Source organism: Erythrobacter litoralis (genome assembly GCF_001719165.1).
GTDB classification, from domain to species: Bacteria; Pseudomonadota; Alphaproteobacteria; order Sphingomonadales; family Sphingomonadaceae; genus Erythrobacter; species Erythrobacter litoralis.
The window spans coordinates 51,006-65,594 of the sequence record NZ_CP017057.1 but is presented as its reverse complement, the minus strand read 5'-3'; the positions used below and the strand labels follow the sequence as shown (position 1 = coordinate 65,594).

The following is a 14,589-nucleotide window of genomic DNA, read 5'->3' as shown; positions in this document are numbered from 1 at the left end:
CGCATCCCGATCAGGCTGGTCAGTTACCGAGCCACTCGAACGCCCGACAGCGTCCTATCGGCCACCAGCGCCAGGTATTCCAGCGAGACCCCGCACAGAATGTGGAAGCGCCGATCGCAGATCAGGCTGTCAGGGAGGAAGTCGAACGACCAGCGTCGGTTCGGACGATCCGGCAGCACAATCGGCCTGCGCGTACCCAGAGCACGTTTCCGGCCGCCACGATGACGCACCCGAAGGCCTTCCCTCGCCAGCAGGTGGCCTAGGCGGCGATAGCCCAACCGGCGACGCTCCGACGCCAGCTTGCACAAACGTGGCCGCAGCGACCGGTCATCTGGTCTCGTCGGCTCGTAACCGATCACTCTGCGGCTCACATTAACTGGTACACACGCCCGACGCTCGCTCACCCCGTGATGCTTCCTTGTGCTCTGCCACCTGCAACCGGTCACATTTCAGGGTAGCACGCCACGCGCATCCTTTGGTGTTGCTTCTAGTTCGCGACTAAGCAAGGAACATCGCTCCTCGGGATATGATGCCCTTAGGAGGGCAACAGCAGTTATGGACGGATAGGGGAGCAAAAATGCCGAGACCAAAATCTGTTGCGATCATCACGCGCACAAAAGACCGACCACTGCTCTTAAGACGTGCCGCCGAGAGCATCGCTCGCCAAACCTACAAGAATTACAATTGGATTGTGGTTAACGATGGAGGTGGCGAGGCGGAAGTTCGCGCCGTATTGCGCGATTGTGCAGTCGAACCGACTCGTATCCGGTTGATTTCAAACAGCCAAAGCGTGGGAATGGAGGCCGCGTCGAACATCGGCATTCGCAGGTCAGAAAGCGAGTATCTTCTTATTCATGACGATGATGACTCACTTCATCCTAGCTTTTTGATGGAGACAGTACGGTTTCTTGAAGGATCAGAAGGTAAGCGCTACGGCGGTGTCGCGACCAAGACAGAATATGTTTCAGAATACATCAATAACGACGAAATTACCACAATCGCTCGCACCCCGTATCTTGACTGGGTCCATACCGTTGAACTGGCAGAGATGCTTGCTCGTAATGTGATAACGACTATTTCATTTTTATTTCGGCGGTCGATATTCAACAAGATTGGAGGTTATAAAGAAGATTTGCCAGTCTTGGGTGATTGGTACTTTAACATAGAATTCCTTCTCCACGCTGATATAAAGTTGCTGCCGCAGACACTTGCATATTATCATCACCGCGATCAAGAGCAGCATCTGGGCTCAGACATTTACTTAAACTCAGTCGTTGCGGGCTACGAACGTCACGAGGAATTTGCTTCCATCTGCCGAAACCGGCTGATACGCGAAAATTTACATAAGGGAGGTATGAGTTCCGCCGTCGTCATGGCCTATTTCGCAAGCAGCCTCGGCACTTCTTCTGGACACGGAGCGAAACCTCATGGGCTTGCGAAGAATATCGCGCTAGCTCGTAAAACTAGCCAAGATGAATTTGATCGAATTTGGTTGTTATCTCTGCTTTTGAAAAACGAGACTGGTCGGTCAAAATTCTCCCTTCGGAAGTTTCCGACTGTAGAGTTCAACGCGTCTCTGACGGAACTATCCAACTTGGCAAAGAAAAATCGTGTGCCCATACTACCGCCAAATGGTTTTAACGAGGACGCGTATAAGCGGTGGAACTCGGATGTTGCGAAAGCGCTTGAAATCGGCGAGTTTATTTCTGGTTATGAACACTATATCCTGTATGGACGCCAAGAAGGCCGAGAGCGGCCCACGTCTTTATGAGAGCGTCCGATAGAATCGAGGGATTGGGTTGGTTCGGTAATTAGATGACCTGGTGACGAATGTCGGGCTTAACGCTTCAAGCCCTTTCTCAACAACCCCATCAGCTTATCGAGACTCGTACGGGTTGCCTTTTCATTATCAGTATTCAGATGGTCAGGACGTTGGGGCGTAAAAACGTTACCCAGATACTTGTTAGGGCGTTGCGCGCCGTCATGCACCGCCCTTAGGTCTCTGGTCGCCAATTGACCGATTACCTCGTCAGAGTAGGCTGGCGTATAATAGATGCAATTTTCGAAAAAGTAATGAGTAACCTGTGACCAACGCGTCAGCGTGAGGTCGGTTTGGCTGCTGCCGCCGTGAAGCAAGTTTGCAGTCCAAATGAGCGCCTGCCCTTTGCGTGCTAGAAATTGCTGCTCCTTGGCTTCGTGACACTTACGAAGTGCCTCCCAGGCGCCAGCAAAAGGAAGCTGCGCAGAGTTCTCTTCGCTTCCGTATCCTCTACGGCCGATCATTGCATTGGTTACAATAGGCCAACGATGTGATCCATTTAGATAGAACAAGGGACCGGCTCCTGGTTGAACATCTTCCATCGCCAACCACACACCGCACATGAACCGCTCGGGCTGAGAAGAGAAATGTACCGCGTCGGAATGTAGGTCTTGCTGAGTACTGACGGGGAAATTAAGAGTCTGAAACGGGAAAGCTTGGCGCCCATAAAGCTTGCTTAGAAGCTCCAGAACTTTTGAATTTGACGCGATAGCTTGCACGTCGGAATCGAATTTCCAAGCATCTTGAATTCGCCGCCCGCCTTTTGTTTTATCGGCAGTGGGATCACCGAATGGTATGTCAAAGCGTGGCCCCAGATTGGCTTTGATCCGATCGATTCGATTTTCAAGTTCCGGATCCGGGAACTCGATAACTGCAAATCCTTGCGTGTTCAGATCGCGGGCGAGCGCCTTCTCTTCCTCTTTCAAATCGGACAACGGATCGCTGCTGAAAATCGGCGACTCGATCCGAGGAACTCCGGGAAAAATGCCATCGCTCATAGCTCGCTCCGAATTCCTACAATGATTGATATACCGAAATAGCCTCCTGAACGTCCTCGTAGATGAGCGCCTTCCCCTCATTCAATACAATTGCTCGATTGCAGTATTGTTGAACCATTTCAAGGCTATGAGAAGCTAGGAGGAGCGCGCGATCAGTACGTTTTTCGAAAAATTCCGCCTTGCATTTATCTTGGAAGTTTTTGTCTCCGACCATGATGACTTCGTCAATAAGATAGCACTCAAACTCTATCGCCAGTGACAACGCAAAGGCTAAGCGCGCACGCATTCCCGACGAATAGATTTTTACCGGCATCCTGAGATTGCTTCCCAATTCTGTGAATTCTTCCACAAAATCACGCATTTGGTCATATGACTTGTCATAAATACGCGAGATGAATCGAGCGTTGTCGTAGCCTGTTAGGCTGCCCTGAAATCCGCCCGTGAAACCAAGCGGCCAAGAACAAGTCATCCGGCGAAGTATCTTCCCCGCAACCGGCATCTCAACCCCGCCTATGAGGCGGATCAAGGTTGACTTGCCAGCTCCATTGCGACCCAAGAGGCCAATTCTGTCGCTCGGATTGATGACAAAGTCCACGCCATTAAGCACATGCTTCGTCACGTGGCCACTTTGGTACTTCATATGAAGGTCGCGGCACTCGATCATGTGACAGTCATGGTCCTTCGGACCCGGCGGCACAGGATCAGGCCGACAAGCAGACAAACGAGAGAAACTCCGAGCGCTTTTCCGAGATCATAATACGGTGTCACGACGGAGCCGAAGACACCGTATCGCATTAGCTCCATCCCACTCACAAGGGGCGACCACATCAAGGCCTCCCTCAAGTTCGGCGGGAGCCAAGATGCCAGATTAAAAACGCCAGAGAAGGGAATTGAGATATAGATACTGACTGGCACCAATTTCTCGATGACCTCGGAGACTTCTGACAGGGGAGCCAGGATCGTACACAGTGCGAACACAAAAAAAATGTATATCAGCCATCCGAGGACCAAAGCCCCGACATCGGAGGGAAATGGGAAAAGTCCGAAGAAAGCTAGAACAATTCCGGCGAAGATAAAGGCCATCATCGCTCCTACAGCCTCAATCAACACTCGCACAACAATAAAATCGAGTACCTTTATTTGCCGATGATAGAGGAGGGCGGAGTTCGCTACAAAGATATTTGCCGACCGGCCGAAGGAATGGCGTAAGAAAGTCAACGGAATGTACCCTGTCACAACGAACGCGAATACATTAATTCCTTGATTAACTGGCCCCTTCGCAAATGCCCAGACAAGCCCAACCAGCGCTGCGAAAAGCAGCGGCTCAACCATGATCCAGAGAAAACCAATGTTCTCCCGCCCGAAGCGGGTCATTAGCTCACGGCTGGTCAAGGCCTGAATGACCCTCGCCTGTACACGCAACCCTTCGCTGAACTGGGCCATTTGAAGTCTCAGTCCTCTGAAGCGTGCTCGCGAATTCCAACGGCCAGCATCCAGCCGACCAGATAGAGGCAGAGCGATCCAAGCAAGACGGCGAGAATGCTACGCAGACGCGCAGGCTTTATCGCATCGTCTGGCTGATTGGGCTCGACCACACGCTCGAGATAATACTGCTGTTGCTTAGCTTCTACCCGCGCTTGCTCCAAAGCTGCATTGGCTGCCGCAAGCGCTTGCTCGGCAAACTCCTGTTCAACCAACAGATTTTCATACTCGGTAATCTTAGCCGCGATGCCGTCAGGCGTGCCTACTGCGCGTCCCGTCTGTTCGACAACCTGTTGGGAAATCCCTGCGATGCGATCCCGAAGGGCAGGAATGGAGGGATGGTTGGGTGCATTTTGGCGAATCTCCGCCAATTGCGCGCGCAGTGCGGCCTCCTGCGTGATGAGCGCATTCGAGACTTCAAGCACACCGATGCCTTGTTGCTGTGGGTCGAGAATTTCAGAGGCATTGCGATACGCTCCCAGTTGGATCCTGGCGTCGCGCACGCGCTCTTGGGCATCTTCGACGCGCGCCATGGCTTCCTCAATAGCCTGAGAATTAACCCGAAGATTAAGGCGATTAACAAGTTCCTCGCTCTGGTCGAGCAGGCCGGTGTTGAGCGCCTGAGCTTCATCGGCAGTGTAGGCACTCACGCGCAGCACGGTAAGTCCGGTTTCGGGATCAGGCTCCGTCGTAACCATCGTGCCGTAATATTCGTACAAATCCTCAAAGCTGCCACTTTGGTAGGGCAGCGGGAAGCGGCTCAAGAAATCCGCTTCGGGGGACGCGAAGGCCCCGCGCACATCCATCAGCTTGGACAAGTCAGACAGGGCATCTCGCGAGCGCAAATAACCCGTGATCTCGTTCGCCTGCTCTGCCCCGCTTCCCAACCCGGTCGATTGTAGAAGCCCCTGGAGGGCCGAACCGCTGCTCTGTTTGCGATCAGGCGCTTTGATGACAAATCTGGATTCCGAAACGTAGATGTCGGCGGCGATAAAGCCGTAATAAAGCGTCGCCAGCATGGATGGCAGGAGCACGAAGAGCGCAAACCAACGATGGCGGCGCACGGACGAGACAAGCTTGTCTCGCTTTCGGGTCGCCTCCGCCTGGCGCTGCAGTTCAATATCGTGTTCCATGTGGTCCGTCTTTAACTCTCTGAGATGAATAAAGGCTGTTAGCTCGTTCTCAGCATCTACCAGATACGGTCGGAGCATATAGCTGCAATCGAATATGTAAGCATCCTATGCCCCGCTTTTTCTCAGCCCGATGCTGATTGAAAGGGCGCCCCGTCACAGCGAAACTCCAGTCATGAACGCCTGACGTCAGCGATGTCACCGAAATGCCTGCCTGTCAGAACCAAGGCTCGCGAAACCGGATTGTTGCCCTTCAAGACCGCCTTAAACAGGACGGAAAAATCGTGGCGGACGGCAGTCCGCTCATCGAGCGTCAGGTAGATGTCCCAGAAACGCTCAATCCCTAGCGCCTGTGGCATCAAGAAGACGCCATGGTAGCCAAAACTGCTCGCGGGATCTCCAGCTCGTTCAGCAGCGAAGGCGTCCGCGAGTTCTACAGGGGCGAACTGCATGCCACAATCTTCCAGCCATGCACGGTTTGTGCGACAAATCGCTAGGTCCTCGGGATGATGAGCCTCGAACTGCGGCTGCCGACAAGCTTCCATCAGCCGGCGACTGCGAAGCGAAAAACCTCCATTGCCAACGGTGTAGCCGTCAACGAATTGCGGCCAACTGGCACCAATGTAGTCGTATTCAAGGAACTCGGGCGACCACCGGTTAGCGTCAAGTACATGCCCATCCCATTGCATTATCAGGCAATAGTCGCTTCGGATGTGCTCGACCAAACGGTTGAGGATAAAATCTGAGTATTCTTGCGACGAGCTGATCTTGCTGATCGGCACCAATCGAATCTGCGGTGAAACATCGATGCACAAGGCTGACAGATCGGCGTCTGTGAAGAGCAGAGTTTCGCAGAACTGGGCCTGTTCAAGGCTCGCCTCAAGGGCAAGAATCGTTGCTTCGACGTTGGTCGAGCTTACGGCGCACGCCGTGACATTATCGAGATGCAATCGATGATGAGAAATGGAGCGGGTCACTGCCGGTGCCTTCAAAGGCGCAATGCGAACTGTTCACTCAGGGGGCTGAGTTCGGGGTGGTGAAACGGATCGCGAGCACGCCTCTCGCCGCCTCGACGAGCAGTGTCAAGCGCCGTATTCCAGCGATCCTGCAAAGCCTTGACCTCGGCCGATTGCCGCGCAGCCCCGATCGGATCTCGATCGAGCCCTCGGGAAACGGACTCATGATGCACCAGCGTTGCCCGCGGTTCGTAGAGTGTCTTCCAGCCTTTCGTACCTAAGCGCAGACAGAGGTCGACATCATTGAATGATACGGCAAAGCGCTCAGCATCAAATCCTCCGACGGCAAAAAACCTATCCCGCCGAACAACCATGCATGCGGCGGTAACGGCAGTGACGAATTGCGGGAGCGAGTGGCGATGGAAGTAACCCTCGTCGTCGCGATCCAGTAATCGGTGCGCATGGGCTGCAGCTCCACCAATCCCGATGACCACGCCTGCGTGTTGGATGCGGCCGTCCGGGTAGAGCAGCCTTGCACCGACAGCACCTATCTCTTCGCGCTGGCACTGAGCCGCCATAATGGTAAGCCAGTCGCCATCCAAGATCTCGATGTCGTTGTTCAGAAAGCACAAGAGATCGCCACTCGCCTCGGTGGCAGCACGGTTATTCAAGGCAGCGAAATTGAACGGCCGATCGTCGCGTCGAACTCGAGCAAAACCGGGTTCAAGCTGTTCAAGATATTCGAGGGTCGCCGGGTCGTCGCTCGCATTGTCAATGATAATGACCTCGATCCGGCCGGGATACTCGGTCCGCGCAACCCCTTCGAGGCAGGCGCGTAATAGATCAACCCGATTGCGGGTGGGAATGATGACGCTGACCACAGGCAACTTTTTTTCCCTACCGCCTGCAACAATCGGCAAGGGCCTCAAGACCGCAGCAGGACGCGTCCGGCGATGATGAAGGATCGAGCGCAGATGCAATGGCTCGCCTCCCTTTGCTTCGCTCTGCTGCACCACCTGCCGGGTGAACTCGGCAGCCCAATTAGCTCCGCCTAGCGCCCTAGCCATCAACCCATCTGCCCGGAGAATTGCCGAACCGGTAAGGTAGTCTAGATGGCTATAAAGCTCTGCGTTCCAATCCGGCTTGAGATGCGGAGAGAAGCGCTTGCCGTTATCGTCAATGAGGTCGTCGTCAGCGTAAATGATGCGCACGTTCTCGTCAGCGCGGAATGCAGCGGTTCGATATCTAGCGCCGGCGCCTCGCCTGACCACATCCCCGCTCATGAGCGGCAAAACCCAGCTTTGCTCTATCGTCCGTCGAAGCGTATCACCAGTTGCCGCGGAAACCAATTGTACGGCAAAACCTTCACGCTTCGCGCTTTCCAGCGTCTTCTCCTGTCCGGCGCCCTCACTGACGAGCGCAAGAATGGAGACGTTTTCCGCCCCATCGTTCTCTGAAGACTTCAGATCGGGTTCGCGCGACAACCACAGAGCATAAGAATGCGGTGCGCGCCCCAGCAGAGGGGCAAGATTGAGCCGCGCACGCAGCCGCTTACCGTTGATCCGCCACCATAAGCAGCGCGCGTAAAGGACGGGCGCCGAGCGCAGAGCACCGTAGTGCACGGCTAACAATAGCAGAGCTCGTTGGCTCCAGTTTAGGGGTCTCAAACTTCTTTGCAGCTGCATCCCGCTAGCGTTAGGCTAGCGCGTTCGTGAAGCAAGGCCTCCGAGTATTACCCGCTAAGCACTCTGAAGCTGTCAAACTACCTCGCCAGGCACGATCCTCGCTACTTCGTCGGCGAGCGCAACGGGCGCACCGCGCGGAAAATGTGCCAGATTGGGACTTTGAGGGAGCACTTTACCAAGGGTTTGGTTTGCACCTCAAAAAGAGGATTGGTGGCGGCTTCCGATTAATGCCCGATAGGGGGCTCGGTCCGTCATCTGATAGCGGCGGTGGAACTATGGGTCGGGACTCGTGACGCAGTCACTGGCTTGATGTAACGGCTCCAACCGAAGAACGCGGGAGGAATGGCTTTGCGCAACGTGCTCGTGACCGGTTCAGCCGGTTTCATAGGTTATCACTTGTCTCAATTGTTGTTGGCCGAAGGGTTCCGGGTCGTCGGCTACGACGGCCTGACAGACTATTACGATGTTCGGCTCAAGGAGCGCCGGCATCAAATGCTTCTGCAACATGAGCAGTTTCGCGCGAAGGTGGGCCTGCTTGAGGATTTCGACACGCTCCATGCGCTTGTTGCTGAAGAGCGGCCAGATATAATTGTGCATTTAGCTGCGCAAGCAGGGGTTCGCTACAGCCTCGAAAACCCGCGAGCCTACGTCGAAGCCAATCTCGTCGGCACGTTCAACGTGATGGAATGCGCTCGCGAGCTCGAAGTCCAGCACCTGCTCATGGCCTCGACCAGCTCGGTTTACGGCGCAAACACGGACATGCCATTTCATGAGCGGCAGAAGACCGACACGCCGCTGACTCTCTACGCCGCGACCAAGAAAGCCAACGAGGCGATGGCGCATTCCTATGCCCATCTGTGGAACCTGCCGACCACGATGTTCCGCTTCTTCACCGTATACGGCCCTTGGGGAAGGCCCGACATGGCGCTCTTCAAGTTCACTCGCGGGATCCTAGAGGGCACTCCGATCGACATCTACAACCAGGGCGAGATGTACCGCGACTTCACCTATGTCGCTGACCTCGTGCGCGGCATCAGGTTGCTGATCGACACGCCGCCGGAGCGCCCGGCAGATCCGGAGGACATCGCCGAGCATGACAGTCTTTCTCCGGCAGCGCCGTGGCGAGTTGTCAATATAGGCAATTCGGACAAGGTCCGCCTGATGGATTTCGTGGAAGCGATCGAGGCGGAATGCGGCCGCGAGGCGGTTAAGAACTTCATGCCGATGCAGAAGGGCGACGTACCCGCCACCTGGGCAGATGCGACCCTGCTGAAGGAACTGACCGGCTACGCGCCGCAGACCGGAATACGCGAAGGGGTCAAGGCCTTCGTGTCCTGGTATCGAGACTACTACGAAATCTGAGCGCGCAAAGCATTAGCGCCCGTCACCTCAGCGATCGCCGGGCCCGGATTCGGCGGGCTGGATCGCATCGAGCGGGACCTGTTCGTCGTCGCCATCGTCGAACGGTCCAGGCTTCGACGGTTCTATCGGGGGCTGACGCTCGGCCATGTCGACCGGGGGCGAGGAGAGCGTCGGATCGACCTCGCCCGGCAGCGCCCCGTCGCGTTCGCGTTCGAGCCGCTGCATGTATTCACGCTCAATCATCTCGACCCGCTCCTGCTCGGCGGCGGCATCGGCGTCGATGGTGGAGAGCCGCTCCTGCCGTGCTTCCTCGATCAGCTGGCTGAAACGCACGGTCTCGGCCTCGGAGCGATCCTTGTAGGCGGCCTCGATGAAGCGCTGAGTGCAGCCAGTGAAGCCGCCGGCACCCGCCGGATCACACGACATCGCACCAAAGGCGCCGACATATTTGAGCTTCTCGACCTCGCGCGCGCGCGACACGTTTTCGGGCGAATCGCTCTGACGCAGGTTCTTCGGGATACGATAGCGTTCGGCTTCGACGAGAATCTCGCAGATCACGATCTCGTTGTCGTCGCTCGCTTCGGGACATTCGTCCTCGCTGTAGGCGATGACCATGTTGACCCGCTCGCCGGGAGCGTCCTGCGCGGCAGCGGGCGCGGCCGGGAAAAGCGACGCCAGCCCTGCAAGGCCTGCTAGCTGGGCGATCCGGGAAAGCTGAGTCATCGTCTGTCCTCTCGTCCTCGAGCCCGCTCGTCGCCAAGCGGTGCGCGACCGATCCTGTCGGCGCTCTATCACGCCCTGCCGACTAGGCAATGGCGCGTGAACCGGGTCTGAAGCGCCTGTCCGGCCCAACGCGCGGACCGGCAGGTCAGATCCGCTCGGAAACCTTGATCGCGATGCGGCAGCCGAGCTTGATCGCGCCTGCAAGCAGCGGATAGGCCGGAGCCTGTTCGGCTCCGTTGGCGAGCGCGGCGTCGCGATGCTGGCGTTCGTCCTCGCGGAATTCCTCGATCATCTCGGCCAGCTCGGGATCGGCCCCAGTCTCGGTCAGCCGGTCGAGCTGTTCGGAATAATGCTTGTCGATCTCCTCCTCCACCGCGGCGGTGCACGCCATCGCGGCCTCGGGGCCGAGCAGCGCCGTGCCCGCGCCGAGCGCATAACCCGCCGCGGACCAGAACGGATGCAGCGCCGTCGGGCGCACGCCGCGCGCAACCAGCATTTCGTCGAAGCGGGCGCGATGACCTTCCTCCTGCTCGGCCATGTGGCGGATTTCGGCCGAATGGGGCCCACGATCGCCCATCACGGCGATCTGGCCTTCATAGATGCGGGTTGCACCAAACTCGCCAGCCTGGTCGACCCGGATCATGCGGTGAAGTTCATCGCGGTTCATGCCTGCTCCTTCTTCGCTGACAGGACCAAGATGGCGATGCCCCCGATGGATGAAAAGAGGAAATTCCAGCCGGCGAGCGAGATGCCGAAAAGACTCCACGGTGCCTGGTCGCAGCGGACCAGCGGCGCGGCGGAGGGATCGAGCACGTCGAGCCCGCCCGCCACCTTTGCGCAACCGGTGATCCCCTGCCACCAGCCATATTCGACTCCGGCGTGAAAGCCGCCGATCAGGCCGGACGTGATGATCGCCAGCCCGGCGAGCGCGCTCCACACGCGCGGCGGCGCGGCGATGAAGGATGCGAGGCCAAGCGCCAGGCCTGCAAAATGTGGGTAGCGCTGCCACCAGCACATTTCGCACGGATACAGGCCAAAGCCGTATTGAGACACATAGGCCCCGCCGAGCAGGGCCGCGGGAATGGCAACGGCGAGCAGCCGCGCCTCTTTCAATCCAGCCATGAAAAGTGCCCTAGCGTGCCCGGTCGCGTGCGATCAATCGCGAAGCGCGACCGAGCTCTTGGTCGTGCGACGCAGGGTTTCGAGCGCGTAATGCAGCTGGAAATCCTCGATGCCCTTCTCCTCGAGCTCCTCGGCGGTAAGCTGGAAGCGCGGATCCTTGACCGCATCGTTCTCCAGCTCCTCGTCCTCGATACCGATCTCGTTGATGAGATGGCCGCGCAGGTCGCTTTCGCGGGTGAGGTATTTCTGGCGCAGCGCGAGGTCGGGATCGGACAGCTGCGGCACGGCGATGTCGGGCTTGATCCCGCCTTCCTGCACCGAATTGCCCTTGGGCGTGTAATAGCGCGCGGTCGTAAGTTTGAGCGCTGCATTCGGCCCGAGCGGCAGGAGCGACTGGACCGAGCCCTTGCCAAAGCTGCGTTCGCCCATGACGAGCGCGCGGCGGTGATCCTGCAGCGCCCCGGCCACGATCTCGGAAGCGGAGGCCGACCCTGCATCGATCAGCACAATCAGCGGCACACCTTCGGCCATGTCGCCGCGGAACACGGTTTCCGCATCGTAGAGCAGCGTTTCGCCGCGCGCGCGGCCGCGTTGGGAGACGATGCGGCCCGAATCGAGGAAGAGGTCGGAAAGTGCGACCGCCTCATCCAGGCTCCCGCCCGGATTAGCGCGAAGGTCGAGCACGAGGCCCGAGACACGCCCGGTGGCTTCTTCCCGGATGTTCGCCCAGGCGCGGAACACGTCGGCGCCGACATCGGCAGAGAATTCGTTGACCGTGATGATCCCGATATTGCCGGCGGCGAGTTCGTGGGTGACCGGCTCGAGTTCGATCACGCCGCGCGTCACCGCGACTTCGAAAGGCTCCTCGCGCCCGGTGCGGAAAATCGTCAGTTCGATCGAGGTCCCGGCCTTTCCTCGCATCCGCGCGACCGCTTCGTCGAGATCTCCGCCATAGATCAGTTCGCCGTCAAGATGGGTGATGTAGTCGCCCGCCTTGACGCCAGCCTTGTCCGCCGGGCTGCCCTTGAACGGCGAGACGACCTTGACCGCGCCGTCCTCCATCACGACCGACAGGCCGAGACCGGAATAATTGCCGTCGATCAGCGTGTTGAGCCGTTCGAGATCGCTGCCGTCGAGATAGGCCGAATGCGGATCGAGCGCCGCGAGCATCCCGTCGATCGCACCGCGCACGAGCTTTTCGTCGGACACGTCCTCGACATAGCTCGCCTTCACCCGCTGGTATGTGGCGAAAAGCTTGGCGAATTCGGGTCCGGCGCGCCCATCGATCTGGGCCATGCTCGCGGTGGTGGCGGGCACGAGAGCGACGGCGGTGACGAGCGCTGCGCTGCGCAGCAGTCCGGCAATTTTCATGAGGAAGGCAAGCTCCTTTCGAACACTTTTGTATACCCCCGCGCGGCTTAACGCCAGATGAGAACGGTCCTCGCCCTAATCCGGTCCCCATCCGGGGCACGGCCGATGCCGCGTCCCGACAGGTCAGTTCCGTTTCAGATAGGGTGCGCGCGCGATTAGTTAAGGTGTTCGAGCGGGTTGACCGGTTCGCCCTCGCGCCGAAGTTCGACCGTGATCGCGGGGTCTTCGTTCTCCGCCGTGCCCAGCGGGCTGCCCGCGATGACGCGCGCGCCCACCGGGACGTCCGCCCGGGCGAGGCCGGTGACGAGGCTGGTCCAGCCGCCATCGTGCTCGATGATGACGATTCGACCGAATCCGCGATAGGGCCCGGCAAAGGCGATCCGCCCGCCTGCGGGCGCGACGACCTGCGCGCCGGGGGCGGGGACGAGCGTGATGCCGGTGCTGGCAAGCCCGCTCTCGCGCCGCTCGCCGAAACCGGCAATCGTGCGGCCCTGCACCGGGAGCCGGAAATCGCGCGGCGGGCCGGTCGCGGCGGGGGACGGGGAAGCGGCAGGCTCGGCCGGTTCGGAAGCGGGCGCGCGCGTGCCCCGGACAAGCGAAGCGGGGCGCGGCACCGGCCCCGCGAGCGCGGCGAGTTCGCGGCGCAGCGCGGCGGCTTCGTCGAGGCGGTCGATCAGCCCGTCGAGATCGCGCGCTTCCTCGGCAAGGGCGAGCGCCCGCTCCTCCTCGCGCACGGCGTTGCGCCGCGCCTCGCGCCCGGCAAGGCGCTGGCGCGTTTCGAGCGCGGCAAGGTCGGCCCGGCGCTGTTCGAGATTGCGCTCCGATTGCTCGAGCGCTCCGATTGCCCGGGAGGCGCGCCGTTCGAGCTTCCGGCCCTGTTCGATCTCCGCCCTCAACGAGGCGGTGCGTCGGCGTATTTCGGGCACGGCGGTTTCGAGTACGGCACGCACATGGACGAGATCCTCGAGCGATCCGGGCTGCAATGCGGCGAGGGCGAGCGGTCGGCGGGCGCTCGTCTGCAGCGCTCCGGTAAGGCGCACGAGCGGTTCGCGGCGCTGCGCCAGCCGCGCGGCGAGGGCCTCGCGCGCCGATTGCGCAATCGAAAAGCGCGCGCGCGCCGCGGCGATCTCGGCCTCGGCCTGCTGGATGCGCGCGGCGAGAGCGGCGGCCTCCTGCGCGGTCCGTTCGGCAGCTTGCGTCGATGCCTCGGCTGCCTCGGCGAAACGGGCGGCACGCTGCTCGGCAAGCCGGCTTTCGCGGGTCGCCCGGTCGAGCTCGGCCTGAGCGGTGTCGGGTTCCATCACGAACAGGTCGCGCTGGGCGCGGGCTTGCGGCAAGGCAAGCGCCAGCCCAACCAATGCGAGCGCTCCGCCTGCCGTCAGCCATGTCGGGTGCGCCTTCATGACGTCGTTTTGCCCGATTATCCGGCCCGATGATAGGGATGCCCGGCAAGGATGCTGGTCGCACGGTAGAGTTGCTCCATGAGCATCGCACGCGCGAGTAGGTGCGGCCACGTCGCCGGACCGAAGGCATAGAGGAGGTCGGCGCAAGCGCGCTCCTCTTGCGAATGGCCATCGGCAGCGCCGAGAATGAAGCGCGTCTCGCGGATGCCCTCATCGCGCCACTTGCCAAGCAGTTCGGCAAAGTCTCTGGACGAAAGCGCCTTGCCGCGCTCGTCGAGCAGGACCGTGCGGCAGGGAGTTGCGGGGTCGGGAATGCGCCCACCGGTCTCGGGCAGCTCGGTTAGCTTCGTCGGCCAGTTCAAGCGCTTTTCATAGCGCGCGACCAGCTCCGCCTCGGGCGAGCGGGCGATCTTTCCGCGGGCGATGAGGTGGAGAAGCATAAGCGCAACGCCTGACAATCATGATCCTTCGCGGCGCGGCGCGACCCACGAGGCCACGCGGCCGAGCCGCAGGTGCCCTGCCGCACCAGCGGCGGAAA

At 59.4% G+C, this 14,589-nt stretch carries 14 protein-coding genes; 2 read left to right on the top strand and 12 right to left on the bottom strand.

The window, feature by feature from the left end; translation table 11 throughout:
- Window positions 1-577: 577 nt before the first annotated feature.
- On the top strand, window positions 578-1,771 hold the full coding sequence (locus Ga0102493_RS15520; protein ID WP_161490017.1) for a glycosyltransferase: 1,194 nt from the start codon (window positions 578-580) through the stop codon (window positions 1,769-1,771).
- A gap of 68 nt (window positions 1,772-1,839) precedes the next feature.
- On the opposite strand, the gene Ga0102493_RS15515 is transcribed toward Ga0102493_RS15520, so the two are convergent.
- From Ga0102493_RS15515 to Ga0102493_RS00275, 6 genes are all read right to left on the bottom strand, one after another.
- Window positions 1,840-2,817, bottom strand: a complete 978-nt coding sequence (locus Ga0102493_RS15515; protein WP_081845595.1) for a phytanoyl-CoA dioxygenase family protein — start codon at window positions 2,815-2,817, stop codon at window positions 1,840-1,842.
- A gap of 16 nt (window positions 2,818-2,833) precedes the next feature.
- On the bottom strand, window positions 2,834-3,481 hold the full coding sequence (locus Ga0102493_RS00295) for an ABC transporter ATP-binding protein (RefSeq protein ID WP_034902812.1): 648 nt from the start codon (window positions 3,479-3,481) through the stop codon (window positions 2,834-2,836).
- Complete coding sequence (locus tag Ga0102493_RS00290) at window positions 3,478-4,260, bottom strand: ABC transporter permease (protein ID WP_034902809.1); 783 nt, start codon at window positions 4,258-4,260, stop codon at window positions 3,478-3,480. The genes Ga0102493_RS00295 and Ga0102493_RS00290 overlap by 4 nt, the downstream gene beginning before the upstream one ends.
- A gap of 8 nt (window positions 4,261-4,268) precedes the next feature.
- A complete protein-coding gene (locus tag Ga0102493_RS00285) occupies window positions 4,269-5,432 on the bottom strand; it encodes a KpsE/RkpR family capsule polysaccharide export protein (protein WP_034903008.1) in 1,164 nt (387 codons plus the stop codon).
- Window positions 5,433-5,602: 170 nt separating this feature from the next.
- On the bottom strand, window positions 5,603-6,406 hold the full coding sequence (locus tag Ga0102493_RS00280; RefSeq protein WP_236922256.1) for a DUF5672 family protein: 804 nt from the start codon (window positions 6,404-6,406) through the stop codon (window positions 5,603-5,605).
- A gap of 11 nt (window positions 6,407-6,417) precedes the next feature.
- Window positions 6,418-7,869, bottom strand: coding sequence for a glycosyltransferase family 2 protein (locus Ga0102493_RS00275; RefSeq protein WP_236922255.1), 1,452 nt, complete (start codon window positions 7,867-7,869; stop codon window positions 6,418-6,420).
- A 549-nt stretch (window positions 7,870-8,418) separates the two neighbouring features.
- Between Ga0102493_RS00275 and Ga0102493_RS00270 the strand changes: the two genes are divergently transcribed.
- The gene (locus Ga0102493_RS00270) at window positions 8,419-9,432 is read left to right on the top strand and encodes an NAD-dependent epimerase/dehydratase family protein (RefSeq protein WP_199796938.1); all 1,014 of its coding nucleotides are present in this window, start codon (window positions 8,419-8,421) and stop codon (window positions 9,430-9,432) included.
- Window positions 9,433-9,459: 27 nt separating this feature from the next.
- On the opposite strand, the gene Ga0102493_RS00265 is transcribed toward Ga0102493_RS00270, so the two are convergent.
- The 6 genes from Ga0102493_RS00265 to Ga0102493_RS00240 all read right to left on the bottom strand — a co-directional run bounded on the left by Ga0102493_RS00265 (window position 9,460) and on the right by Ga0102493_RS00240 (window position 14,491).
- Window positions 9,460-10,155 (bottom strand): hypothetical protein, encoded by a 696-nt coding sequence (locus tag Ga0102493_RS00265; RefSeq protein WP_174544524.1) that lies wholly within the window; start codon window positions 10,153-10,155, stop codon window positions 9,460-9,462.
- Between the two features lie 145 nt (window positions 10,156-10,300).
- Window positions 10,301-10,822 carry a demethoxyubiquinone hydroxylase family protein gene (locus Ga0102493_RS00260; protein ID WP_034902804.1) on the bottom strand — a complete coding sequence of 174 codons (522 nt, stop codon included), beginning with the start codon at window positions 10,820-10,822 and terminating at the stop codon, window positions 10,301-10,303.
- A complete protein-coding gene (locus tag Ga0102493_RS00255) occupies window positions 10,819-11,277 on the bottom strand; it encodes a disulfide bond formation protein B (RefSeq protein WP_034902801.1) in 459 nt (152 codons plus the stop codon). The genes Ga0102493_RS00260 and Ga0102493_RS00255 overlap by 4 nt, the downstream gene beginning before the upstream one ends.
- A 33-nt stretch (window positions 11,278-11,310) precedes the next feature.
- The gene (locus Ga0102493_RS00250; protein ID WP_034902798.1) at window positions 11,311-12,648 is read right to left on the bottom strand and encodes a S41 family peptidase; all 1,338 of its coding nucleotides are present in this window, start codon (window positions 12,646-12,648) and stop codon (window positions 11,311-11,313) included.
- Window positions 12,649-12,803: 155 nt separating this feature from the next.
- Window positions 12,804-14,051 (bottom strand): murein hydrolase activator EnvC family protein, encoded by a 1,248-nt coding sequence (locus Ga0102493_RS00245; protein WP_034902795.1) that lies wholly within the window; start codon window positions 14,049-14,051, stop codon window positions 12,804-12,806.
- Between the two features lie 17 nt (window positions 14,052-14,068).
- A complete protein-coding gene (locus Ga0102493_RS00240) occupies window positions 14,069-14,491 on the bottom strand; it encodes a 23S rRNA (pseudouridine(1915)-N(3))-methyltransferase RlmH (RefSeq protein WP_034902792.1) in 423 nt (140 codons plus the stop codon).
- Between the last annotated feature and the right edge of the window lie 98 nt (window positions 14,492-14,589).